This window comes from Niabella hirudinis (assembly GCF_051201075.1).
GTDB lineage: Bacteria > Bacteroidota > Bacteroidia > Chitinophagales > Chitinophagaceae > Niabella > Niabella hirudinis.
This window is the reverse complement of record NZ_JBPEHJ010000006.1, coordinates 173,265-195,869: the sequence shown is the minus strand read 5'-3', so window position 1 is coordinate 195,869 and position 22,605 is coordinate 173,265. Positions and strand designations below refer to the sequence as shown.

General features: G+C 46.1%; 21 protein-coding genes. 13 read left to right on the top strand and 8 right to left on the bottom strand.

Translation table 11 applies throughout. The annotated features are described in order from the left end of the window. Window positions 1–291 precede the first annotated feature (291 nt). The 5 genes from arsB to GGU45_RS13545 form a co-directional block, all read right to left on the bottom strand. Complete coding sequence (arsB, locus tag GGU45_RS13565) at window positions 292–1,344, bottom strand: ACR3 family arsenite efflux transporter (RefSeq protein ID WP_435225539.1); 1,053 nt, start codon at window positions 1,342–1,344, stop codon at window positions 292–294. Further along, on the bottom strand, window positions 1,344–1,757 hold the full coding sequence (locus tag GGU45_RS13560; protein WP_435225538.1) for an arsenate reductase ArsC: 414 nt from the start codon (window positions 1,755–1,757) through the stop codon (window positions 1,344–1,346). The genes arsB and GGU45_RS13560 overlap by 1 nt, the downstream gene beginning before the upstream one ends. Before the next feature lie 54 nt (window positions 1,758–1,811). Beyond that, window positions 1,812–2,291, bottom strand: a complete 480-nt coding sequence (locus GGU45_RS13555) for a DUF6428 family protein (RefSeq protein ID WP_435225536.1) — start codon at window positions 2,289–2,291, stop codon at window positions 1,812–1,814. Window positions 2,292–2,348: 57 nt separating this feature from the next. Next, complete coding sequence (locus tag GGU45_RS13550; protein ID WP_435225534.1) at window positions 2,349–2,678, bottom strand: ArsR/SmtB family transcription factor; 330 nt, start codon at window positions 2,676–2,678, stop codon at window positions 2,349–2,351. Between the two features lie 140 nt (window positions 2,679–2,818). After that, entirely contained in the window at window positions 2,819–4,192 is a 1,374-nt protein-coding gene (locus tag GGU45_RS13545; protein WP_435225533.1) for a site-specific integrase, read from the bottom strand. Between the two features lie 639 nt (window positions 4,193–4,831). Between GGU45_RS13545 and GGU45_RS13540 the strand changes: the two genes are divergently transcribed. After that, window positions 4,832–5,494 (top strand): hypothetical protein, encoded by a 663-nt coding sequence (locus tag GGU45_RS13540; protein WP_435225531.1) that lies wholly within the window; start codon window positions 4,832–4,834, stop codon window positions 5,492–5,494. Between the two features lie 394 nt (window positions 5,495–5,888). On the opposite strand, the gene GGU45_RS13535 is transcribed toward GGU45_RS13540, so the two are convergent. Next, window positions 5,889–6,653: a DeoR/GlpR family DNA-binding transcription regulator gene (locus tag GGU45_RS13535; protein WP_435225529.1), complete on the bottom strand. Its 765-nt coding sequence runs from the start codon at window positions 6,651–6,653 to the stop codon at window positions 5,889–5,891. A gap of 136 nt (window positions 6,654–6,789) precedes the next feature. On the opposite strand from GGU45_RS13535, the gene GGU45_RS13530 reads away from it, so the two are divergent. From GGU45_RS13530 to GGU45_RS13500, 7 genes are all read left to right on the top strand, one after another. Then, entirely contained in the window at window positions 6,790–8,052 is a 1,263-nt protein-coding gene (locus tag GGU45_RS13530; RefSeq protein ID WP_435225528.1) for an MFS transporter, read from the top strand. A 3-nt stretch (window positions 8,053–8,055) separates the two neighbouring features. After that, window positions 8,056–9,048, top strand: a complete 993-nt coding sequence (locus GGU45_RS13525; RefSeq protein WP_435225527.1) for an NAD(P)-dependent oxidoreductase — start codon at window positions 8,056–8,058, stop codon at window positions 9,046–9,048. A gap of 125 nt (window positions 9,049–9,173) precedes the next feature. After that, window positions 9,174–10,619 carry an FGGY-family carbohydrate kinase gene (locus GGU45_RS13520; RefSeq protein WP_435225525.1) on the top strand — a complete coding sequence of 482 codons (1,446 nt, stop codon included), beginning with the start codon at window positions 9,174–9,176 and terminating at the stop codon, window positions 10,617–10,619. Continuing rightward, window positions 10,620–12,071 (top strand): FGGY-family carbohydrate kinase, encoded by a 1,452-nt coding sequence (locus GGU45_RS13515; protein WP_435225524.1) that lies wholly within the window; start codon window positions 10,620–10,622, stop codon window positions 12,069–12,071. It abuts the gene before it with no gap. Window positions 12,072–12,146: 75 nt separating this feature from the next. Further along, window positions 12,147–12,749: a histidine phosphatase family protein gene (locus GGU45_RS13510; RefSeq protein ID WP_435225522.1), complete on the top strand. Its 603-nt coding sequence runs from the start codon at window positions 12,147–12,149 to the stop codon at window positions 12,747–12,749. A gap of 119 nt (window positions 12,750–12,868) precedes the next feature. Beyond that, window positions 12,869–14,056, top strand: coding sequence for a hypothetical protein (locus tag GGU45_RS13505; protein ID WP_435225520.1), 1,188 nt, complete (start codon window positions 12,869–12,871; stop codon window positions 14,054–14,056). 313 nt (window positions 14,057–14,369) lie between these two features. Beyond that, window positions 14,370–17,384, top strand: a complete 3,015-nt coding sequence (locus tag GGU45_RS13500; RefSeq protein ID WP_435225518.1) for a glycosyl hydrolase — start codon at window positions 14,370–14,372, stop codon at window positions 17,382–17,384. A gap of 193 nt (window positions 17,385–17,577) precedes the next feature. On the opposite strand, the gene GGU45_RS13495 is transcribed toward GGU45_RS13500, so the two are convergent. Beyond that, complete coding sequence (locus GGU45_RS13495; RefSeq protein WP_435225516.1) at window positions 17,578–17,787, bottom strand: hypothetical protein; 210 nt, start codon at window positions 17,785–17,787, stop codon at window positions 17,578–17,580. 226 nt (window positions 17,788–18,013) lie between these two features. Here GGU45_RS13495 and GGU45_RS13490 point away from each other — a divergent pair, with 226 nt between their 5' ends. The 3 genes from GGU45_RS13490 to GGU45_RS13480 all read left to right on the top strand — a co-directional run bounded on the left by GGU45_RS13490 (window position 18,014) and on the right by GGU45_RS13480 (window position 20,291). Beyond that, on the top strand, window positions 18,014–19,438 hold the full coding sequence (locus GGU45_RS13490) for a glycoside hydrolase family 125 protein (RefSeq protein WP_435225515.1): 1,425 nt from the start codon (window positions 18,014–18,016) through the stop codon (window positions 19,436–19,438). 149 nt (window positions 19,439–19,587) lie between these two features. Next, window positions 19,588–19,701 (top strand): YdeI/OmpD-associated family protein, encoded by a 114-nt coding sequence (locus tag GGU45_RS13485; RefSeq protein WP_435225513.1) that lies wholly within the window; start codon window positions 19,588–19,590, stop codon window positions 19,699–19,701. Window positions 19,702–19,727: 26 nt separating this feature from the next. Next, the gene (locus GGU45_RS13480) at window positions 19,728–20,291 is read left to right on the top strand and encodes a DUF4256 domain-containing protein (protein ID WP_435225511.1); all 564 of its coding nucleotides are present in this window, start codon (window positions 19,728–19,730) and stop codon (window positions 20,289–20,291) included. Between the two features lie 169 nt (window positions 20,292–20,460). On the opposite strand, the gene GGU45_RS13475 is transcribed toward GGU45_RS13480, so the two are convergent. Continuing rightward, window positions 20,461–21,345, bottom strand: coding sequence for a dienelactone hydrolase family protein (locus tag GGU45_RS13475; protein ID WP_435225510.1), 885 nt, complete (start codon window positions 21,343–21,345; stop codon window positions 20,461–20,463). A 59-nt stretch (window positions 21,346–21,404) separates the two neighbouring features. Here GGU45_RS13475 and GGU45_RS13470 point away from each other — a divergent pair, with 59 nt between their 5' ends. Continuing rightward, window positions 21,405–22,169 carry a hypothetical protein gene (locus tag GGU45_RS13470; RefSeq protein WP_435225509.1) on the top strand — a complete coding sequence of 255 codons (765 nt, stop codon included), beginning with the start codon at window positions 21,405–21,407 and terminating at the stop codon, window positions 22,167–22,169. 163 nt (window positions 22,170–22,332) lie between these two features. Further along, on the top strand, window positions 22,333–22,551 hold the full coding sequence (locus GGU45_RS13465) for a hypothetical protein (protein WP_435225508.1): 219 nt from the start codon (window positions 22,333–22,335) through the stop codon (window positions 22,549–22,551). Window positions 22,552–22,605: the final 54 nt, after the last annotated feature.

Below are 22,605 nucleotides of genomic sequence, written 5' to 3'. Positions count from 1 at the left end.
ACTTGTACCAATCGCCTCTTTATCATTTTTTAAAGAATGACATAGTAATGGGAAACCGGGATAAAATAAAGAGGGCTATTTCGCGCCGATTAAAACCGGTTAAGCAGGGAGAGATGTAGGAAAGAGCTTATTTTCTCAACTTATTTTGAATTACACTTTGTCCTGTATCATTGATTTATATCATTCTATCTCATTTTCTGCTAATTGCAATTCTTTAATCCGGTTTGCAATTACTCTGGAGCAACCATACCAAAACTAACCTCCCGATTAAAGTATCTTTTTATTAAAGTACTATCTATTTTTTAGCCAAAATGCCACATTCACTAGGGAGATCAGGGCCGGTACTTCAACCAACGGCCCTATTACACCAGCAAAAGCCTGACCGCTATTAATACCGAAGACACCAATGGCAACAGCTATCGCCAGTTCAAAATTATTTCCCGCTGCTGTAAAGGCAATGGAAGTATTGCGGGAATAATCTACACCCATTTTCCTGCCAATAAAAAAGCTAACCAAAAACATGATTGCAAAATAGATCACCAGCGGTATAGCTATACGGATCACATCTACCGGAATGTTTACTATCAGTTTTCCTTTTAAGCTAAACATAACAACGATGGTAAACAATAGCGCAATCAAAGTAACCGGTGATATTTTAGGCAGAAATACAGTTTGGTACCAGTCATCACCTTTGACCTTTCTTAACACGTATCTTGTAATGAAACCTGCGGCGAAAGGAATACCCAAATAAACAAATACACTCTTCGCTATCTGCCCAATGGTAATATCAATAGCTGCGCCTTTAATGCCGAATAAAGGCGGTAATACGGTAACGAATACGTAAGCATATACGCTATATAGAAGTACCTGGAAAATGCTGTTTAATGCCACCAGGCCCGCTGCATACTCACGGCTGCCTTCTGCTAATTCATTCCATACAATAACCATCGCAATACAACGGGCAAGCCCGATCAGGATTAAGCCTATCATGTATTCAGGGTAATTGTGTAGAAAGACAATAGCCAGCAGGAACATTAGCACCGGACCTATGACCCAGTTCAGCAAAAGGGAAACCCCCAGCACTTTTGTATTGCTAAATACTTCCTTCAGCTTTTCATAACGCACTTTGGTAAAAGGCGGGTACATCATCAATATCAGCCCGATGGCCAAAGGGATATTAGTGGTGCCACTCGAAAATGAATTAATGAAAGCAGGAGCCGATGGAACAAAATATCCAATAGCAACACCAATGGCCATTGCCAGGAATATCCAAAGTGTTAGATACCGGTCTAAAAAAGAAAGTTTCTTACGCCTGCTTACCGGTGCACAGTTATTAGCAGACATTACAGGTTGGTTTGGACAAAATTTTTGGCGTACGCTTTTATCATATCTCTTACCCTCGCAAATTCCTTCGCTGTTTCATCTTCCGCTCCCTGAAACTTTGCGGGATCAGGAAAATTGTAATGAAACTTTTCGGCTCTTGTTGGATAGAAAGGGCATCTTTCTTTCGCATTGTCACATACAGTAATTACATAGTCAAAATCTATATTGCTGTACTCCGTAACATTGTTAGAGGTATGTCCGGAAATATCAACACCATCTTCTTTCATTGTTGCTATGGCCTTCGGGTTTACACCGTGGGTTTCTACCCCGGCGCTATATATCTCCGCTTTATTCCCGGCAAAATGCCTTAAATAACCTTCTGCGATCTGGCTTCTGCAGCTATTCCCCGTGCAAAGCACTAAAACTTTCTTCATGTATTTTTTTGTTTAATTGAGTGATTTTTTACAGCGTTAACCGCTCTTATTATTTTAGCAGCATCCACCGCCAGGTGTGCAACAGCTTTCCGATTTAACAGGTAATTCCTGTAGCGACACTTTTTTCTTTTCAGCAGGTACTCCACAACCCTCTTTTGCCAGGCAATCGGTAACGGTGGAAACTAAAATGAAGGACTTGCCATCAAAGCCCAAGGCGTATTTGCCAATGGTTTCTTCGCCCTGGTATTCTACTTCAACTTCCAGGTTGTCATTTATCGACAGTTTTTGCTCACACAGATTGATAATGCCAAGTAATTTCCCCGGCTTCAGGCGATGCTCGTAATCATTAGCATTCCATAACTGAAAATTCACTTTAGCCTCATACCGGGTTGTTCCGCCGCAATCAATAAAATGTTTGTTTACAATACCCACTTCGGTTACATGAAAATGCTCCGGGACTTTGGTGCCATTAGGCAACAGAAATTCAACATTGGCCAGGCCGGGTAAGATGCTTTTAATTTCAGACAGTTTCATATTCTTGTTTTATTGCGTATAATATTGCATTATTACGATGGATGATCCTAAAAATTTTTAACACCAGTTTTTTACAGGAGTAAATGAGGCGAAAAATCCCGAAAGCTCATTACTAATCTGCGTCCACACTTTTTCGTCAATACAATAACAGATGCTTGTTCCCTCAATATTCCCTCTAATAATTCCCGTATTCTTTAGCTCCCGCAAGTGTTGAGAAATCGTAGCCTGGGCCAGGCCCAGCTCATCAACCAGATCATTGCAGATACAAGCCTGAGATTTTATGATATGCTGAAGGATGGCAATACGGGCAGGGTGTGCCAGCGCTTTCAAAATCGTGGCCAGCCTGTTCTGCTGTTTATTAAATATTTCAGTTTTTGTAATTCCCATCTCTTAAATATCAATTGCAATATTACGATAAAGCGATGAGAATGAGAAAAAATAACAAAACAAAGTTAAAAGAGATAAGCGTCTTCCAGTTGTATAGAACCCAAAATGTTGGATTATTCTTGTATGGTTGACTTCTTAACTCAATTGTACTGCAATTCCAATTCAGCTACAGTGTCTTTTATCAATTTCATATCACTTCTTGCTAACCACAATTCTTTAATTCTATTGGCGGCTTCTTCAGGTGTAATGCGGATATATTTGTAAAAATCTTTAGTTCTTTTATGACCACTTATCTTCATGATCAGCTCCACTGGGGTACCGGCTAAAAACTCGTTTGTACAGAAAGAACGGCGTGCAGTATGCGATCTGATCCACTCATATTTTGACTTGGTAACGGTTATAGTTTGATTCCCTTTTTTGTAGGAGAATTTTACTATTTGAGTGATTCCTGCAAGTTGTCCAATGGTCTTAATATGTCTGTTAAATTCAGGATTTGTCAACTCGGGAATACGGTCGCGGAATTGACGCGTAAAAATTAATTTGGCTTCATATCGTAAAGGAATAATTACCCAATGATCGGACTTTTCCTGTTTTTTATAAAGCATATCCCTTTGCAAATCTTCGGGACGCAGGGTCGAAAAGTCTGAAAATCGTAGCCCTGTTAAACACGCCAGAACAAACAGATCCCGGTATTCAATAAGATATGGATACTCCGATAAGTCTGTCTGATAGATCTTTGCGATTTCCTCATAAGTCAGATATATAGCGTCACTTTCTTCCTCCGGTATTTTAAAATCAGAAAGATCAATTGGCTTAACAATTTTTCGTTTAACCCTGTCTTTAATAAATCCCCGGAGATGCTTGATCGTTTTTCCAATGGTGTTTAATTTTAGCCCGGTCAGTACCGTTTTTCTGCGGATGTGAATATGTTCAAAAGTCAGGTAGTCTACAAAATCTTCATAAAAGCTAAAATCGAAACTATCAAAGGATATTTCCTGCCCCCGGAACGCCTCAAAGGCAAGCAAATGGGACTTTACATTGCCATAAACGGTAAGGGTAGCTTTACTTACTTTCCTTTTCTTGGATTTTATGTACTCATCAAATTGATAATATACACTTAGTTGGTTCTTTTTCTCAATTTCTTGCTTTTCTGCTGCCTCTTTTTCTTTTGTCTCAATATCGTTAAAGTCAAACGTTGGCGAAAAATGCGTTTTTACAAATTGGGCGCGGGCTTCAAGTGGAATTTTCTTTAGCCCTGCATAGGTTACAATGTCTTCCACAATTTTTTTTAGCCTCTTTAGTTCATTATTGAGCTCATTGTAATCTCCATGATTTGCAGGAAGCCGTTCACTAATACAACGACTTGCTTTTTCCCAATAGGTAGGAGGTATTTTGACATCCGTTCCAAATAATGGTTTTTGGTTTTCATTGCAGCAATACTGAACAAAAACGGAACAGGTTCCATCAGCATGAACCTGGCCTGTGCGACAAACTAACTTAACAGGGAGTGCCATAGCTTGAACAATTTTATTGACTCCGGTAGCCTAAATTTTTAGTCTACTTTTAGTCTACTTTTTTAAATTGTTAAGCTGTTTTAAAGGTAGTAAGGAATTTTAGAGAGTTCTGTTATTAGAACCTGAAAGTCAGCCCCTTGAAAGTAAAGTGGGGTAAAAAGCAAAAAGGATCATCATTGCTGATAATCCTTTTTTGCGGACCGGGCTGGGATAAGTCATTTGAGAATTTGAAAATGTGACAATGTGGAAATGTGGAAATGGAGGGTGCGTTATGGTCAGGTGATTTGTCACGGGCGGATATCTTACAGGTAGTGGGGAATGGCCAGTAGCAAGTAGGAAGGAGCAAAGCGCGTTAAAGGCTCAGGTTGGCAGGTATACTGCTTTCCGGCAGTTTTTGATTGGGTCGGTTTGGGATGAATGGTTAACTGGAGTATATGAAGGTCCTGGGGCCGGAGTGGCGTAGGGATTTGAAGACGGGCAAAACACCGGCAAATTTCCGTTGGTGGCCTGCCCCATCAAGCACCCCGACTCAATACCAACGAGGGCAACAAAACATTGACTATTTTATTTTTTTGCATATTTAAATACACAAAACTTTTTGTACCACAATCTCCACAAGCCAATAATTTCCATTGTCACATGGCTTCAATAAAAATTTTGCTCTTGTCTGTGGTGCTGTATTGCCCTCGCTTTTTATTCGGACAGGATTCCCTTGTACAAAAACTGCTTGAAGGCAAGATCCCCGGGATATCAATAGAGTCAAAGCCCCGCTATTTCAACCCGAAAATTTCGGAAGACAAGGAACTGCAGTTTCTTAGGCAATTAAAAAACGCCGGCGTTGAGATTAATTTAGATAGTAGTTTTTATGTAATTGACTCTTCTAATACCAACTACAATCCTAAGATAGGCGCAAAAGATTGGTTCCCAATGATTCGATCAGTTGGTGATTTTACAGATACAAATTATGCAGTTGGTATTTTTGCTTTTGAAGATTGGATGACTTACCCTAAAAAAGTAGCTTTATGGGAAAGTGAAATGAACACACGTTCTATAAAGAATAAGCCCCATCTATATTTATCATCCAACCAGTTACAAAAAACAAATGCATTAAACGGACATGGAGTAATATATGATTTGGAGATGTCAATCCCTTTTAAGAATAAATACTACAAATGCAAAGTATTAGCATTGGAAAGTAAAGAGTATCATTATATCGCCCTCTATTATTTTTATAATGGGGAAGAAGATAAAAAAATAATATCTACTATTGAATCTCAGTTTGGTATCATAAAATTTAAGTAGGGCGGTGATGCTTCAAGATTTTAATTGGATCAATCATTGTCCTTTTGCCAATCCTTGAAACCCCGTTTCGTTTCGCGCATTTTTTATGCCAATTCGGGGGTTTTTGTTACACCTTTTTCTCCACAAGGTCAAGCCATTGTGCATTACACATTCTTAGGAAGACTCGCATTAATTTATCCAGTGCGAAGTATGATTTTGTTTGAGCCGTCTGATTTTTTCAGCACTCCGCTATCCAGGCCAACCTCAATTTCAAACCCCAAAATTTGGGTTGGGAATAAGAGGAATGTGCAGGAATATGATATTTTTTAGATGAGGGCTTGCCTGTGCAAACAACGACTATTTTCTAAGAAGCTGTTTAACGATGGGTCCGAAAAAAAATATTTTTAAATTCCTCCTACGCCAGCAGCACTTTTATTCCTTTTTCCTGCAGTGCAAATACGGTTTTTTCTGAAATGCGTTTATCCGTTACAATATATTCAACCTGGTCCAGATTACAGATTTTTCCCAGGCCCCGTTTGTTAAATTTTGAACTGTCGGCCAGCAGGATCAGTTTTTGAGATACTTCAATCATTTTCCGGTTCAGCGATGCTTCCGCAATATTGGAGATGGATACGCCATGTTCCAGGTCGATGCCATCCACGCCTAAGAACAGCAGGTCGCAGGAAATTTCATCCAGCACCTGCAGGGCCTGTATGCCGGCTACGGAGGAGGAGTTGGGGCGGATCAACCCACCCAGCTGCAGCACTTCGATATTGGGGCGGTTATTAAGTTCCAGCCCCACTTTAAGGGCCGGGGTAATGGCCGTCATTTTATGATCGGGGTAAAGAATACGGGCTAATTCAAAAACCGTGCTCCCGGAGCCGATAATGATCGAATCAGTCTGGCCAATAACCGTCAATGCCGCTCTTGCAATCCTTCTTTTTTCCTCGGCGTTAATCAGTTCTTTTTCGTTGATGGGTTTATCAACCGCATAAGGATTGGTGAGCGACCCACCTCCCTTGGTCCGGAACAACAGGTTTCTTTCCTCCAGCATTTTCAGATCCTTCCGGATGGTCACGCTGGATATATTGATCTCTTCCGCCAGGTCTAAAATGGCGACTTTCCCTTCTTTTTTGAGCTTGTTCAGTATAAACTCATGCCTTTCCGTAATATTCTTCATACTCAAATATTCTTAATACAAAGAAATGAAAAGCAGCAGAAATAAAAATATTTTCATGGGTATTTATTTAATTTTTTAACTTTTTTCGATTTAATTTAGTTTAATTTAATTTAAATTTGTTTCAAATTATTGCTATATGAATCAAATGAATGGTGAAAGAAATTTCATTGACAAAATGGGTCTTCCCCCAAACCTCGTATGGGGTTACCTGGGTATCCTCATCTTTATGATGGGTGATGGCGTAGAACAGGGCTGGCTGAGCCCTTATCTTATTCATGATCGCGGACTTACCATTGAACAGTCGGCAACGCTCTTTAGCGTATATGGCCTTACGGTGGCCATCTCCTCCTTCCTGTCGGGGATACTGGCGGAGGGTATGGGCGTACGCAAAGCCATGTGGGCCGGTTTTTTACTGTTTGTGGCCGGTACTTTTGGTTTTGTAGGCCTGGGGCTCAAGGATCTTGATTTTAGTATGATGCTGTTTACCTATGCGATCCGCGGTTTTGGATACCCGCTGTTTGCTTACACTTTCCTGGTATGGATTACCTATCGTACGCCGCAAAACAAGCTGAGCACTGCGGTGGGATGGTTCTGGTTTGTATTTACCGGTGGTCTCAATGTTTTTGGTGCCTATTATTCCAGCTGGGCTATCGACAGGCTGGGGCATATCAACACGTTGTGGACCTCGCTTTTTTGGGTAACCCTGGGGGCTTTGTTTGCTTTATTGATCAACCGCGACCGGATCAAAAAAACGGGATCCAGGGAAAAGCTTCGCGAGCTGGCAGAAGGCATCAAAATAGCGGTAAACGAGCCCAAAGTGTTTTTGGGTGGTATTGTACGTACCATCAATACAACCGCCCAGTTTGCATTCCCTGTATTTATGCCCATCTATTTTGAAAAGTATGGTTTTACCACTGCCGACTGGCTGAAGATCTGGGGAACGATATTTACGGCCAATATTATTTTTAACCTCATATTTGGTTTTGTGGGCGACCGGTTTGGATGGCGCAGAACCATTTCGCTTTTTGGAGGCGTTGGCTGCGGTATCACAACCTTGCTCTTTTATTATTCGCCCCAGTTATTCGATGGTAGTTTCTCAATGGTATTGCTCTGCGGTGTACTATGGGGCGCCTTGCTGGCAGGCTATGTACCCCTATCGGCCCTGGTACCCTCACTGGTGCCAAGAGGAAAAGGAGCGGCCATGGCCTTCCTTAACCTGGGAGCTGGTTTGTCGGTATTTGCCGGTCCGCTGATTGTACGGCTCTTTATAGGGCCCGCCGGAAATGCAGGTGTGATCTGGATCCTGGCGATTCTCTATTTTATCAGCGCCTTACTTACAAAGTTTATTACGTTGCCGAAAACAGATACAGCGGCAACATCGAACACATCAACTATTTGATATATGACAATTTTAATTACAGCGCCGTATAATGAAGCGGGACGACAGGAGCTGGAATCTTGTTTTGGAAAAGTGATTTACAGGGTATGGAAGGGAAACGGACGCGCGTTTAATGCCGTGGAACTGGATCAGCTGCTGGATGAAACCGGGGCCGATGCATTGATTACGGAGCATGATGAGGTTACCGAAACGGTGATCCGGAACCACCCGCAGCTGAAGTTTATTGGCGTATGCCGGGGAACGCCCTCCAATGTGGCGGTGAAGACGGCCGCCGAACTGGGTATTGAAGTATTGCACACGCCGGCAAGGAATGCGCAGGCCGTGGCTGAGCTGTTTGTGGCCAACCTGATCACATTTTTGCGAAAAACCCTGCCCGCCATGGAATGGTTAAAGCAACGCAACTGGCAAAAAGGAGCGCATGCATCCTATTTGCAATTCAAGGGAAACGAGTTGGCCGGCAAAACGATTGGTATGGTAGGTTTTGGCGCCGTAGGGCAGCGGATTGCTGCATTGGTAGCCGCATTTCCCTGTACCATAAAGTTTTATGATCCTTACCTGGAAGCTCCGGAACCAATTTATGAAAAAACAAGCCTCGAGGCGGTTTTTGAAACCTGCGATGTTGTTTCTATTCATTTGCCGGTAAACCCTGCTACCATTGGAATGATTGATAAAGTGCTCATTTCAAAAATGAAACCGGGGGCCATTTTTGTGAATACCGCAAGGGCTAGTGTGGTAGACCGTAATGCATTGCTGGAGGCTATTGAAAGTAACAGCATCCGGGGTGCTATCCTTGATGTATTTGATCATGAGCCGCCGGATGATATCGATTACCGGCTGATCGATCATCCGCATGTACTGGCCACGCCGCACACGGCCGGCGCAACCGAGGAAGTGGAAGATCATCATGTTGCCATTCTTAATGAAAAATTGTTGAACTGGGCAAAGACGCAACCGGTCAAATCATTACATTTATCCAGCGGGCCTTCGGTAAATTAGTGGTTAATGGTCAATAGTCAATGGGCAATGGTCAATGGTTCATAGATCATGGAGTATAAAACCAGATCCAACCTTAAACATTAAACTTTGAACTTTAAACAAAACTTGAAACAAAAGGAGCAATCATGTCTTTAACAAATGCGCATCTCATCATCGACTTTGGTACCGGAAACCTGCGCGCGGCGGTTATTTCAACCGGCGGTGTTCTTTTAGGCGTAGCACGCGAAGATATCCCTTATATACGGGATGAGCAATATGAAGACTCCATTTATTTTGATCCGCAGGTGCTGTGGAATCAGATTCTGGAGTTAACCACAACGGCCTTAAAACAGGCGGGTTCTGTACGCATCCTGGCCATTACGGCCACCAGCCAGCGTGAGGGTATCGTGGCGCTTGATGCCGCAGGTGAGCCGGTTGTGGGCATGCCTAATATTGATCATCGCGGGAGGGCCTGGGAAGCCATTATTAACAATAAAGAACAAGTGTACCGTCTTACAGGCCGGTATCCCACCTCATTGTTTTCGGCATTTAAACTGGTGGGGTTGCGCGAAGGGAGAAGGGAATGGTGGCAGCAGGTGGATACTTTTTTGAGCATCAGCGACTGGATCGAATATATGTTTTGCGGTGTAGAGCATTATGAACATTCGCAGGCATCAGAAACTTTGTTGTATGATGTGGAGCAAAAAACCTGGTCGGAGGATTTGTGCGGGTTGTTCTCGCTGCCATCATCCATATTGCCGCCGCTTACCAGCTCCGGCACGGTGCTCGGAAAAATCCGTCAGCCGCTTGCAGAAGCGTTGTCCATCGACACGGCCGCAAAAGTGATCGTTGGCGGCGCCGATACGCAGCTGGCGGTGCACAGCACCCGCGCAAATGCCGGTGAAATGGTGATCGTGTCCGGCACTACAACACCCATCATAAAGCTGTCGGCCTCTTACGATCTTGATCAACAACAACGGACCTGGACGGGGAGGCATATCGATGCCGGTAGTTATATGGTGGAAGCTAATGCCGGCGTAACAGGACTGAATTACCAGCGGCTGAAAAAAATATTTTACCCCAATGAGGGCTACGAAGTAATTGAGGCTGAACTGCGGTCTGTTAAAGATTTTCAATGCGTAGCCTCGCTGGGATCACTGGTGGCCGATGAAAAAAAGCCCCTGATCAAAGGCGGGTTTATTTTTAATACGCCTGTTAACCATGAGCTGTCGAGGGCTGGTATGGTTTGGGCAACTTTGTGGGACATCGCCTGCAGCATCTCTGAAAATTATAAAACCCTGGTTTCGGTGTCGCCCAATGAGCAATCTTATATCTGGACCTGCGGTGGCGGTATGGAGAGCAAAATGCTGCGGCAGTTTATTGCAGATCTTACCGGCAGGGAGATCCGCATCCGGGATAATTATCGCCATGCATCTGTGGTGGGGGGTATGATGATTTGCAATGCCGCATTGGGCATTGAAACGGAACAGCGGGAGTCGTTTGAGCAGGTGCAGCCGGCAGCAAATGCCCGGCAGGCTCATTTTTATGAACGCTGGAAAGCGAATCGTGAATTGTTAAAGCAGATTTTTTAAATGGATGAAGCCTATTTTATAGGAATTGACCTGGGTACCCAGGGCCTGCGGGTGGTTATCCTGGATATGAAGGGAATGATTGCTGCCCAGGCGGAACAGGGATTTGTATTGTCGGCAGAAATGCGCAGGGAGCAGGACCCGGATGCATGGTGGGCTATTTGCCAAACCTGCCTGAGCAAGGCCATCGGGCAGCTGTTGCCGGAGCAGCGGAAAAGGATCCGGGCCATAGCCGTGGATTCTACATCGGGTACGGTCATTCCCATGGATAACGCATATCGCCCGCTGCACCCCGCCATCATGTACAGCGACCAACGTTCCGGGCAACAGGCAAAACATTGTACGGCCGTGGCAAGACAATATCAAAAACACGGGTTTACCGGCTTCAGCACTTCAACGGGACTGGCAAAAATGGTATGGTTTGCAGAAACCTTTCCGGAAAAAGCAGCGCATATTTTTCAATGGATCCATGCAGCGGATTTTATAACGGGGAAGCTGTGCGGAGTGTGGCATGTTACCGATTATACCAATGTGCTTAAATCGGGTTATGACCTGTTGCAGCTCACCTGGCCAAACTATATCAGCGATGTCTTAAATATCAAAAAGGAATGGCTGCAGGAGGTGCAGCCCTCGGGCACCGTTATCGGAAAGCTGGGTGCCGGTCTGGCGCAGGCACTGGGGCTTCCGGCAGATGTGGCGGTTACAACCGGCATTACGGATGGCTGCGCCTCGCAGGTGGCATCGGGCGCCATGAAGCCGGGGCAATGGAATACTACGATTGGCACTACGCTGGTCATAAAAGGTGTATCTGTAAAAGAAGTGACCGATCCCCTGAACCGGCTTTACAACCACCGGCATCCGGCGGGCTACTGGATGCCCGGTGGTGCGGGCAATATTGGCGCCGACTGGGTTTCGGCGGGGTTTAAGGAAAGGTTGAAGCATTACAACGAGGCCGCCGCTTCTTTAACACCTACGGGCAAGATAGCTTACCCCCTGATTCAAAAGGGCGAGCGGTTCCCGTTTTTGGCGCCGGAGGCGCAGGGCTTTGGCCCGGAAGATGTATCAAAGGAAGAGTTGTACACAGCCAATATGGAAGGAGTAGCCTTTGGCGAGCGGTATGCCTATGAATTGATCCGGTCTTTATCGGGCGAAAATATAGAAGCTGTTTATACCGCGGGCGGAGCCAGTAACAGCGATAGCTGGCTGCAGATCCGCAGCGATATATTGCAGAAGCCGTTGTGTAAAATGAAATACGTGTCCGGTGCGGTAGGAGCCGCCATTGTTGCAGCATCTACAACCTGCTTCCGGGATATTACAGAAGCAACGGCTGCATTGACACAGGCCGAAAAATGGGTAACGCCGCGTGCCGCATTCAAACAACAATATGATGATCAGTGCGGCCTGTTTTTAGAAGCAATGCGGGAGCGTGGGTTTATCAATAATATGGATTCATAAAATGTGATTTCCGGTTTGTGAGGACACAAACCGAGGCGGTGAATAAAAACGAACTTTGAATAAATAATCAAGAAGATGTTAAGAGTTATTTTATTGCGGCATGGCGAAACGGCTTATAATGCCGATGGAAACCGGTATTGCGGCAGAACGGATATCGGGCTTACGGATAAAGGACTGGCCCAGGCGGCCAAAGTGTCTGAAGCCTTGAAGGGTGTCGTAGTAGATGCGGTGTACGCTTCGCCTTTGCAGCGGGCCCGTAAAACAGCCGCTATTGCCTCCGGTAATCAAACTGTAATTACAGACGAACGCCTTATAGAAGCCGATTTTGGCTTATGGGAAGGAAAAACAAAGGAAGAATTCAATGCGGAGGATCCAACGTTTTGGGCGGCATGGATAAAGGATCCCCAAATGGCAAGGGCGGGCGGCACGGGTGAAACCGGGGGCGAAATCGTAAACCGCGTGAATGATTTTTTTGAGGACCTGCACCGCAGGCACAACGGGCAACTGGTAATGGTGGTAGCCCACAATGGTATTAACCGCCTGTACCTGGCGGCAAAGCTGGGGATGCCCTTGTCTAATTACCGGCGCTTTGATATGCAAAATTCAGCGGTTTCCTATTTTGAACTGGATGATGAAAATGTATTGGTGCTCAAAAAATTAAATGCAACGCAACTGTAGTGTGAATATGCTGCATGGTGAAGGTTTGTGGTTGTGATTGTGGTTTGTGTCCCCACAAACCACTTTAAAAAACATATTTTTAATTTTTAACGAAACCCTGATTGTTTATAATGATGAATATGCGTTATACCTGGTTGTTTTGCTACACTGTTCTTACCCTGTGGAGCTGTAAAACAGTTCAGCAGCGTCAGCACCCCAATGATGAAAAAGATCCGTTTTCAGTACGGGACCTGCCCCGTAATATTTACCGGGAGGAAGGCGCCTTTCATGTGCAGGGCGCCGTGGTTGACGTCAAACGTGGGGTAGCCTATTTTTCATTTACAACAAGCCTGGTAAAAACCAATCTAAAGGGCGATGTTATCGGAAGCGTGGATGGGTTGATCGGTCACCTGGGCTGCCTGGATGTAAACCCCGATGATGGGCGCATCTATGCCTCGCTGGAATATAAAAACGATAATATCGGTAAAGGGATTTTAAAGGAACTTGGTTCCGGTAATCGTCAAAACCAGGATAAAGAAAGTTCCTTTTACATAGCCATTTTTGATGGAGATAAAATCACCCGGCCGGGCATGAGCGCTGAAAAGGACCCGGTCGTTCATACCGTTTATTTGAAAGAAGTAGCAGAGGATTATAAAGCCACAGTAATGAACCGCGGCAAGCGGGTTGATCACCGTTATGGATGCAGCGGCATCGATGGAATTGCTTTTGGTCCCCAGTTTGGGCAAAAACGTGGAAAGAACTTTTTGAACATTGCGTATGGCGTATACGGCGATACCACCCGTACGGATAATGATTACCAGGTGCTCCTGCAATATGACGCCGGCAACCTACGCCAATACGAACGCCCGCTCTCGCAAAGCGGTTTTAATAAAACCGGTCCCGCGGAGCCGCTTAACAAGTATTTTTTATATACCGGCAATACTTCCTATGGTATTCAAAACCTGGAATATGATGCGCATACCGGGTATTGGCTGGCGGCGGTTTATGCCGGGAAAAAAACGCAGTTTCCCAATTACAGCCTCTTTGCAATCGATGGCTCTAAAAGCCCTGCAGTACAGGATTTAAAAGGATTTGATAATGGAGAAAAAGGCCGGGTGCTGCAACTGGCTGCCGCTGGTATGTTTGATGAAAAAAGCGGCATTCACGGCTGGTTTGCTCCATGGGGCGCTACCGGTATGCATGCATTGGGCAAGGGCTATTTTTATATTTCCCAAAACGGTATTGCCAAAAATAAAAAACAATACTGCAATCTTCGGTTATATCGATGGACAGGGCAGACACCCGATCCGTTTGAAGAAGTGCAGTGAGATGCCAATAGTCAATCAATGTCGTTTCCTTAAGCCTTGAAACGAAGCCGTGACAGGAAAGAACTATTTTTGGAATGATTTTTTGCCTGCTTTTTCATCGATGGGAAAAAGTAGGAAGAGAACTAAAAAAACGGCTCTTTCTTATCAACGCAAATTATTTTAAGAAGCGCTATACTTCTTGTAGTTTCCCTATCTGTCGTTTGGAAATGGCAATAGACGAACAGGGATGTTTAAGGAAAAGACATCGAATAACGCGTAACGCGTAGTAAACGGGAATTCATGTTTGATATATCAACCATAATATAAAATCGCCATGCATCTAAAAAGAAGAAGTTTTTTAAAGATTAGTGGGCTGGCGGGTTTTCACACGGTGTTTGTAAAGCAGGTGCCGCTGAATGCTCTGGCTGGTGCTGGTACCGCCGATTCATTGTTCAAAAACTTTGTTAGTCCGCCCGAAAATGTGCGATCCTCCTGTTACTGGTGGTGGTTCAACGGAAGGGTGGATAAAGAAGGCATCCGGAGAGATCTCGAAGCGTTTAAAGCTAAAGGCATGGGAGGCGTGTTATTGGTTAACTCCTCCGATGGGCTTGGTGGCGCGCGCATTCCGCAGGGAGCAAAATTTCTTTCGGAAGAATGGAAGGAGCTTTATCGTTTTGCCATGAAGGAGGCTAAACGCCTCCATATCGAAGTGGGTATCAATCTCAGTTCAGGCTGGTGTATGGGCGGCCCCTGGATCCGGCCGGAAAATGCAGGCCGCTGGTATCTTCAAGCCACAGTCGAGCTCAAAGGCCCGCAGCAATTTAATGACATCCTGCCATTGCCAGGCAACCGGGTCGGATATGACAAGGTATTTAATCCGCCGGGATATAAGGAATATATTGATCTACCGTTGTCGCAACTCGATTACCGTGATACATCGGTTGTGGCCATCCAGACTTCCGGAAAAGAACATCAGCTAACCGGCAGCCGCGCTGCGCTGCTGGATGCGAAAGCCAATCGTAAAGATGCCAGCAATTTTGCAAAATCATTTGAGATTGCCGGCCCTGTTCAAACGCCCTGGCTGAATGAAGCCTCCGACCAGGCTATTGGGCTTACCCATGTCATCGATCTTACCGGCAAAATGGATACAGCAGGAAGGCTGCAGTGGGAAGTACCGCCCGGTACCTGGACTGTTGTGCGCACCGGGCACCGGATGACCGGTTCAAAGCTGATGATTGCCCAGCCGGAGGCGGACGGCTTATCGATTGACTGGTTTGATAAAAAAGGGGTGGACCTCCAGTTTGAACACCTGGGAAAAATGTTTATTGACGAAGCGGCAAAAGTGGGCACAAAGCCGGCTTATTTTTGTGATGATAGTTTTGAAGATGGGTTTCCTAACTGGACGTCAAAAATTCTTGAAAAATTCCGCAGCTACCGGGGCTATGATGCTACGCCTTACCTGCCGGTTTTATCGGGTTATATAATGGGCAGCGCGGCCATTTCTGATCGTTTTTTGAATGATTACCGCCGCACCATTGCCGACTGCATGGCCGATGAGCATTACGGACATTTTGCAGCGCTTTGCCATCAGCACGGTATGCTGGTGCAGAACGAAGCTGCCGGACCCAGCCGGTCCGGCACGATCTGTATGGACGGGTTAAAAAACCTTGGGCGCAGTGATTTGCCCGCTGGAGAGTTTTGGCTGGCGCCCAAACATGAAGATCCTGAAAACTTAACAGATGATAAATCCTATGGCGTATCCCGGCTGGACTTCGGGCAGAATAAGGTGACAAAAATGGTGGCTTCGGCGGCGCATACCTATGGCCGTAAATTAGCTTCGGCAGAGGCTTTTACCAGTTTCAGGCATTGGACGGACTACCCGGGGTCATTGAAGCAGGCGCTGGATCGCGCTTTTTGTGAAGGGATCAACCGAATCGTAATCCATACTTCTACGGCAACGCGGCCTGCTGACGGATTGCCTGGCTATGAATATGGGGCAGGCACGCACTTTAACCCGAATGTGACCTGGTGGGAGTTTGCAGCGCCCTTCTTTTCGTATGTTGCCCGAAGCCAGTATTTGCTGCGGGCCGGCCATTTTGTAGCCGATGTGTTGTTTTATAACGGCGACATTGCTCCCAATCTGGTAGCGCAAAAACACAACGATCCGCAATTGGGAAAGGGGTATGATTATGATGTTTGTAACGAAGAAGTATTGCTGGAGCGGCTTGGCGTACGCGATGGTAAACTGGTATTGCCGGATGGCATGCAATACCGCCTGCTGGTATTGCCGCAAAGTGACCGGATGCCCGTTGCCGTTTTGAAAAAGATAAAACAGCTTTTGGAGCAGGGCGCCCGGGTGATGGGACCGCCGCCGCAAACAGATTCCGGGCTTGCCGGTTATCCCCAATGCGATGCGGAGATTCGGGAGCTTGCAAAAGCGCTATGGAAGGAGCCGGCGGCAGGTAAAGGAATAACTATTGGCAAAGGACAATTGTTTTATCCCGGGTCTATACGCGCGGTGCTGGAAGGCATGCGCTGCCTGCCCGATTTTGAAACCTCCAACAGTAACGCGTGGATCGATTTTATTCATCGTACTACCGGGGATGCCGAAATCTATTTTATCACCAACAGGAAAAAAGAAGCCGTGCGTACGGAATGCCTGTTTCGAATGACGGGGCGCCAGCCGGAGCTGTGGGATCCTGTTTCCGCAAAGCGGTGGATCCCGGCCTTTCAGCAAAAGGCGGGCCGTACGGCTATAACATTAAACCTGGATGTGTTCCAGTCGGTATGCGTTTTATTTCCGAAGGCCGCAACAAAAGGTCTTTTTAGCGCATCGCCCAATATATGGCAACATGCTCATGAATTTCATAAACTGCAGGAGCTTAGCGGCTCCTGGAAATTGCAGTTTGACCCCCGGTGGGGAGGCCCGGCCAGCGTGGTTTTTGAAGCGTTAAAAGATTGGTCGTCCCATCCCGATGCAGGCATTCGTTATTACTCCGGTAAGGCGGTGTATCAAAAACAGTTTTCCTTTACCGATGCGCTGCCGGCGGGTTCCATATTCCTCAACCTGGGCGTGGTAAAGAATATCTGCAGGGTGTGGCTGAACGATGTGGATCTGGGTATTATATGGACGGCGCCCTGGCGGGTGGAAGTAACGGGCCCGCTAAGAAAAGGAGTGAATGCGCTGAAAATTGAAGTGATCAATCTCTGGCCTAACCGGCTGATTGGCGATGCGGCGCTACCTCCCGAGCAACGAAGAACCAATACCAATATCGTTTTTAAAAAGGACGATCCGCTGTTGCCCTCGGGGCTGCTGGGACCGGTGGTGCTCGAGGGGTTTGAGTCTTAAACCGCAAGGTGCGCAAAGGCCCGCAAAGTTTTTTTAGCAAACTGCGGCCACAGGTGCACCAGTTTTGAAGGGCCTTTTATCAATGCAGGGGCAGGAAAAATGTAAGGGTGCTTGATGGCCGCACATAGCGTTCTCCGCGTATTCCTTGCGCCCGTTGCGTTTGAGTCTTCAACCGCAAGGTGCGCAAAGCAATTCACCCTTCCAGTACCTGCCGGGCTTTGTCCTGGTCTTTGGAAAAAATTTTTACTTCAATGCCTGCCAGAGGTGTCATGCCTACCACATCCATGTCGTCAATAGTAGCGGTGATACCTGCTTCCTCCAGTTTCTCTTTGGCAGAAATGGCTGCGGCAATATCACTATAGGTACGTACAACAATAATCGCGTCCTGGCTATGGCTGGTCATAAAAAAAGATTTGCTTAAAGTTACGACAAATAACTGACAGATATTCGTTCGTTACAGGCTCCATGTAGAATATTGTTAAACTTGTTTTTGGATTGTTTAACGTTGAGTTCGGGATTGCCGTAGCGGTTACCTGAATATGCAGAATGCCTGGCTTTTACGATTTTTTTGAAAAATCAAGTAGCTTTACGATGCCATCATTCATTTTTTTTCACTTATAAGCATATCAATGATGAACCGTAAAATATTTCTTCAGCATACCAGTGTGTTAAGTGCAGGTTTGGCGTTGGATCATTTTTCTTTCAGCCAAAGCAAAAACGATTTTCCGATTGTACGCGTACGGGAGCGTGAACGACATTTTAGAAGCGCTGTTATTGAAGATGCTATAAAAACGTTTCAGTCGAAAGTAGCCAACAAAGAACTTGGATGGCTGTTTAGTAACTGTTTTCCCAATACACTGGATACAACGGTGTATTATACGGAAAAGGATGGGAAACCCGATACCTATGTGATTACGGGCGATATTAATGCCATGTGGCTGCGCGATAGTTCGGCACAGGTATACCCCTATCTGCAGTTTACCAGGCAGGATCAGGCCCTGCACCGGCTTATAGCGGGTGTTATTCGCAAGCAAACGCATTTTATTTTAAAGGATCCGTATGCCAATGCTTTTTATAATGATGATAGCAAGGTAAGCGAATGGAAGGAAACGGATATAACCGATATGAAGCCAGGCATCCACGAGCGGAAGTGGGAAATAGATTCGCTCTGTTATCCCATCCGGTTGGCCTACCGCTTCTGGAAGGAAACCGGCGATACCACGCCCTTTGATGCCGCATGGAAGCAAGGTATTGCCCTTACGCTAAAAACCTTTAAGCAGCAGCAACGGAAAAATGACCATGGTCCTTATAAGTTTGAGCGAAAGACCTCATGGGCCACTGATGGTATCCCGATGGGCGGGTATGGTTACCCGGTAAAGCCTGTAGGGCTTATCTGCTCTATGTTTCGTCCAAGTGATGATGCTACTGTTTTTGCCTACCTGGTGCCATCCAACCTGTTTGCCGTGGTAAGCCTCCGGCAGGCTTCGGAGATGATGAACAAAATATCGGGAGATGCGGCGCTTGCGGGAGAGCTTGCACAACTGGCAGCAGAGGTAGAAGCGGCTGTTAAAAAATATGCGATCGTTACCCATCCGCAGTATGGAAAAATGTTTGCCTATGAGGTAAACGGTTATGGCAGCTACCTGCTGATGGATGATGCTAACGTACCCAGCCTGCTGGCCCTGCCCTACCTGGGCGCAATACGCTCCATAGATCCGTTATATAAGGCTACGCGGAACTATGTATGGTCGGTAGAAAACCCGTTCTTCTTTAAGGGCAGGATGGCAGAAGGGATCGGTGGTCCGCATATTGGTAAAGATATGATCTGGCCTATGAGTATCACCATGAAGGCGCTTACTTCCGGTGATGACCGGGAAATCCGGCAGTGTATTGGCACTTTGCAGAAAACACATGGCGGCACGGGTTTTATGCATGAATCTTTTCATAAAGATGATCCGGGAAAGTTTACCCGGAAATGGTTTGCCTGGTCCAATACCCTGTTTGGCGAGTTGCTTTGGAAAACATTTAAGGAACGGCCTGCTTTGCTGGAGTAGCCAGGAAGATATTTGCGTAGTCAAATGGGTTCATCCCGGCTGATGGTGCTTACCCCCGTATCCGGGTATTTCCGGCCGGCGGACCGGGCATCCGCCCTAAAGTCATGAAGCCTTTGTAACTTTATTGCACTTCTTCAATTTTTGTTACTATGAATCCAAAAGTTGACTTTTATTTTTCGCAGGCTAAACAGACAAAGACGAGAGAAGCCCGGATAGAGAAATATATGCCAAAGATCCTGGAGGGAAAAGGGATGGAGGACTAAACGAATTAGTAAACAAACAATAGGAAATGAGCCATAAAAAACAATTGCCCGCTTCACAACGCGATATGTTGATGGATGTATTAAGAAAACGGTTCGAAAAAAACAGGGGGCGGCACAAGGACATCGAATGGGCCGGTGTACAGGTTAAACTGGAAGCTAACCCCGAAAAATTGTGGTCGTTGGATGAGATGGAAAGTACGGGCGGCGAACCGGATGTAACGGGATACGATAAAAAAACAGGCGCCTATATCTTTATCGACTGTGCTCCCGAAAGCCCGAAAGGCCGCAGGAGTCTTTGCTTTGACGGTGATGCGCTGGCTTCGAGAAAAGAGCACAAACCGGCAAACAGTGCCGTGGAGGTGGCAAAGGCCATGGGCATTGAACTGCTGAGCGAAGAACAATACCGGGACCTGCAGCGACTGGGCCCCTTTGATCTTAAAACATCCAGCTGGATCCAGACGCCTGCAGCTATCAGAAAACTCGGTGGAGCTCTTTTTTGCGACCGTCGCTACAATGAGGTATTTACTTACCACAATGGAGCCGAGTCGTACTATGCGGCAAGGGGATTCCGGGGAGTGCTGAAGGTATAACCGGTTCAATGAACTTGTTGGTGTTTCCGCATCCGCAGCCAATCGGTCCGCAATACCAGCAATGGCTCAGGAAACTAATATTAAGGATGTACGGATATCTACCCTTCAAAAGATGGTAGAGCGGGGCTTGACGGCCGTTTACGAGTGCTGATCAAAGTTGAATATTCCCTTATAACTGCTTCTTAAAAAAATCAATGGTCCGCTTCCAGGCCAGTTCCGCTGCTGCTTTATCATAACGCGGTGTTGTATTATTATGAAACCCGTGGTTGGCGTTGGCGTATACATAGGCCGTATACTTTTTATGATGGCTTTTGAGCGCCGCTTCGTAAGCAGGCCAGCCTTCATTAACCCGGGTGTCCAGGCCCGCATAGTGTAGTTGCAGCGGTGCGTGTATCCTGGCTACATCTGCTTCGGACGGCTGTGTGCCATAGAAGGGGACTGCTGCCGATAGGGCGGGCATCCGCACGGCCATCATATTAGCGATCCATCCGCCAAAGCAAAAGCCCACTACACCCACTTTTCCATTGCAGTTTGCCTGGTTTTTAAGATCGTCTGCCGCGGCAATAAAATCTTCCAGCATCTCATCTTTGTTACGTTTTGCCTGCAGGGCACGCCCTTCGTCATCATTGCCCGGATAGCCGCCAAGTGGTGTCAGCGCATCCGGTGCAAGGGCTATAAAGCCCTCCAGCGCTGCCCTTCTGGCCACGTCTTCTATATAGGGATTAAGTCCCCGGTTTTCATGCACCACTACAATACCGCCCGTTTTCTTTTTAAGGTTTTTGGGCCATGCCAGCAATGCTTTAATGGACCCGCCACCTTTAGGTGAATTATAGTGTACGTATTTTGTTTGTACGCGGGTATCTCCCGGCGTCACTTGCGCAGTGGCGGTATAATCGGGCATTAAAAAACTCATGAGCGCCGGCACGGTAAGTCCGCCAATGGCATATACCGAAAGCCTTTGTACAAAGCAGCGGCGGTCGATACGGTTGTGCGCATAATCATCATAAAGATCAAATACTTCCTGGCGGATATCTTCTTTTTTGATGGGGTTCATTGCTTGCTGTTTAAAAATGGAGGCTTTTCAAATTTAGCTGATTTATTTTGTAACTTACGATGATGAAACGGGTATTTACGCTTTTACTATTGTTTACAGCCGCGCTGCAGATGCTCAATGCCCAAACAAATGGAATGACCCCTGCTCAGCAAAATGACGTGCAGCGGTTGGTAGAGGCCGCAAAATCCGGCGACAAGCAACGCGTGGCCTCGCTGGTGGCGTATCCGCTGAAAAGGACGTATCCATTGAGCGATATAAAAAGTAAAGCAGGAATGCTGCGGTATTTTGATATGATTTTTGATAGCGGTTTGCTGCGGCAGATCGCCCGGTCAAAAGCGGGGGACTGGACGGCCATGGGCTGGAGAGGTCTGATGCTGGATAGAGGTGTGCTCTGGATGGATGATACGGGAAAGATAACGGCCATCAATTACGAATCGGGAAAAGAAAAAATATTGCTGGCGAAAGCTATTCAAAAAGACAAACAGGAATTACCACACTCCCTGCAACAGTTTGAGAAACCCCTGTATAAGATTATTACCGGACGCTTCCGGATCCGGATCGATGAGTTGGCCGAAGGTCAGTTGCGCTACGCATCCTGGAGCCTGAAGAGCGGAAAGAGCGTGCCGGCGTTGGTACTATACAACGGTGTATTTGAAGCGCAGGGTACCGGGGGTAATCATACCATTATGTTCAAAAACGAGGCGTACCGCTATGAGATAGCCATCAACCGGCTGGGCACCGATGAAACACCTGGGGCATTGCTAACCGTCTTTAAGGGAGAAAAGGTCCTGCTAAAAGAGCCGGGAAAAATCATCCGGAAGTAAGCGCTTTTTGTTTACTTGAAAGATCGTAAAATACGCCATCAGTATAGTTGTATTTTGCAGCTTTTCATAAATAAAAAATTCAATCTTTAAGATTTCCGGAGAAACAGCCTGTGAAGGCGATAGGGGCCATCCGGATTTTTATAATGTACTGTATAGAAAATTGTTGGCTCAAAAAGATGTTTTATGGCAGATCCGGATATCGGCCTGTACCGGATATAATGCCCCCGTATTTTGTCACCGGTTTAAAACATTGTTCCGCGATGCAGGAGGCAACAGGATGGTTGAGCAACAGATTCCCCTTAAATTTACCCGATCCGGTAAATGGGAGCTGGTAGCGATAACTACCCGAAGCGTGATCAACGCAGGAAATAATGCTGTTTGACTCTTGTTAAAAAAAAACGAAGGGGCTGATGGCATCCCGGATCGGCATTCAATA

What these genes read in the sequence shown, in the direction of transcription:
- GGU45_RS13485 (WP_435225513.1), top strand. Translation starts at nt 19,588, where the DNA reads ATGAATCCAAAAGTTGACTTTTATTTTTCGCAGGCTAAACAGACAAAG.
- GGU45_RS13560 (WP_435225538.1), bottom strand. Translation starts at nt 1,757, where the DNA reads ATGAAGAAAGTTTTAGTGCTTTGCACGGGGAATAGCTGCAGAAGCCAG.
- GGU45_RS13480 (WP_435225511.1), top strand. Translation starts at nt 19,728, where the DNA reads ATGAGCCATAAAAAACAATTGCCCGCTTCACAACGCGATATGTTGATG.
- GGU45_RS13535 (WP_435225529.1), bottom strand. Translation starts at nt 6,653, where the DNA reads ATGAAGAATATTACGGAAAGGCATGAGTTTATACTGAACAAGCTCAAA.
- GGU45_RS13515 (WP_435225524.1), top strand. Translation starts at nt 10,620, where the DNA reads ATGGATGAAGCCTATTTTATAGGAATTGACCTGGGTACCCAGGGCCTG.
- GGU45_RS13555 (WP_435225536.1), bottom strand. Translation starts at nt 2,291, where the DNA reads ATGAAACTGTCTGAAATTAAAAGCATCTTACCCGGCCTGGCCAATGTT.
- GGU45_RS13550 (WP_435225534.1), bottom strand. Translation starts at nt 2,678, where the DNA reads ATGGGAATTACAAAAACTGAAATATTTAATAAACAGCAGAACAGGCTG.
- GGU45_RS13500 (WP_435225518.1), top strand. Translation starts at nt 14,370, where the DNA reads ATGCATCTAAAAAGAAGAAGTTTTTTAAAGATTAGTGGGCTGGCGGGT.
- GGU45_RS13525 (WP_435225527.1), top strand. Translation starts at nt 8,056, where the DNA reads ATGACAATTTTAATTACAGCGCCGTATAATGAAGCGGGACGACAGGAG.
- GGU45_RS13470 (WP_435225509.1), top strand. Translation starts at nt 21,405, where the DNA reads ATGATGAAACGGGTATTTACGCTTTTACTATTGTTTACAGCCGCGCTG.
- GGU45_RS13505 (WP_435225520.1), top strand. Translation starts at nt 12,869, where the DNA reads ATGCGTTATACCTGGTTGTTTTGCTACACTGTTCTTACCCTGTGGAGC.
- GGU45_RS13530 (WP_435225528.1), top strand. Translation starts at nt 6,790, where the DNA reads ATGAATCAAATGAATGGTGAAAGAAATTTCATTGACAAAATGGGTCTT.
- GGU45_RS13520 (WP_435225525.1), top strand. Translation starts at nt 9,174, where the DNA reads ATGTCTTTAACAAATGCGCATCTCATCATCGACTTTGGTACCGGAAAC.
- GGU45_RS13490 (WP_435225515.1), top strand. Translation starts at nt 18,014, where the DNA reads ATGATGAACCGTAAAATATTTCTTCAGCATACCAGTGTGTTAAGTGCA.
- GGU45_RS13510 (WP_435225522.1), top strand. Translation starts at nt 12,147, where the DNA reads ATGTTAAGAGTTATTTTATTGCGGCATGGCGAAACGGCTTATAATGCC.
- GGU45_RS13475 (WP_435225510.1), bottom strand. Translation starts at nt 21,345, where the DNA reads ATGAACCCCATCAAAAAAGAAGATATCCGCCAGGAAGTATTTGATCTT.
- GGU45_RS13540 (WP_435225531.1), top strand. Translation starts at nt 4,832, where the DNA reads ATGGCTTCAATAAAAATTTTGCTCTTGTCTGTGGTGCTGTATTGCCCT.
- GGU45_RS13545 (WP_435225533.1), bottom strand. Translation starts at nt 4,192, where the DNA reads ATGGCACTCCCTGTTAAGTTAGTTTGTCGCACAGGCCAGGTTCATGCT.
- arsB (WP_435225539.1), bottom strand. Translation starts at nt 1,344, where the DNA reads ATGTCTGCTAATAACTGTGCACCGGTAAGCAGGCGTAAGAAACTTTCT.
- GGU45_RS13495 (WP_435225516.1), bottom strand. Translation starts at nt 17,787, where the DNA reads ATGACCAGCCATAGCCAGGACGCGATTATTGTTGTACGTACCTATAGT.